This is a genomic window from Brachyspira catarrhinii (genome assembly GCF_005518285.1).
Taxonomy (GTDB): Bacteria; Spirochaetota; Brachyspiria; order Brachyspirales; family Brachyspiraceae; genus Brachyspira; species Brachyspira catarrhinii.
Window position 1 is genome coordinate 1 of record NZ_SJDU01000646.1, and the last position, 829, is coordinate 829.

Consider the following 829-nt stretch of genomic DNA (forward strand, 5'->3'; position numbering starts at 1 on the left):
GCTAAAAGTTTTACCAACTAAAGTTGTTAAAAGCTCCGTAATTTTTATTTCTTAACCCTATCGTAAAAACCGCTTCGCTTGAAAGCGTTTTTATTTCTTATCATTTAATCTATTTATATAATAACAAATTTTATAAATTTTGTCAACTACTTTAAAATTGTCATTGCGAGCCGAATGAAATGAGGCGTGGCAATCCAAATAAAGTGGATTATTTCGGTCGTTCCACTCCCTCGTAATGACTTTTCTAATAACTTCTCTTTATTCAATATATATAATATAACAAACTTATAAAAAAGTCAAGCAAAAAATTATATAATTCTTTATAAAAATATCGGATTTTATATCGATAAGTTTAATCTTTATAAAAATATATTCAAAAAATTTAATAAAATAATATTGAAAAATAATCTTTTTTACTATATACTATGAGTATTCAAAATGTATTTATAATTTAATTTAAATTTTTAAGGAGAAAAAATAATGGTTAAATTTTCAGATTTAGGTTTAGTCAATAGCAGAGGGCTATTTCAAAAAGCGGTAAGCGGAGGATACGCAATCCCAGCGTTCAATTTCAATAATATGGAACAGCTTCAGGCGATAATTCAAGCATGCGTTGAAACGAAAAGCCCCGTTATACTTCAAGTTTCTTCGGGTGCAAGAAAATACGCCAATCAAACTTTATTAAGATATATGGCTCAAGGCGCTGTAGAATACGCTAAAGAATTGGGAGTTAATGTTCCTATAGTTTTGCATTTAGACCATGGCGACACTTTAGAACTTTGTAAAAGCTGCATTGAATACGGTTTTTCTTCCGTTATGATAGACGGCA

Annotated in this window: 1 protein-coding gene; it reads left to right on the top strand. The window is 29.2% G+C overall.

All coding sequences use genetic code 11. The annotated features are described in order from the left end of the window. Positions 1–480 precede the first annotated feature (480 nt). Positions 481–829 (top strand): class II fructose-bisphosphate aldolase (locus EZH24_RS12835; RefSeq protein WP_170310883.1); only part of this gene is annotated, 349 nt, incomplete at its 3' end.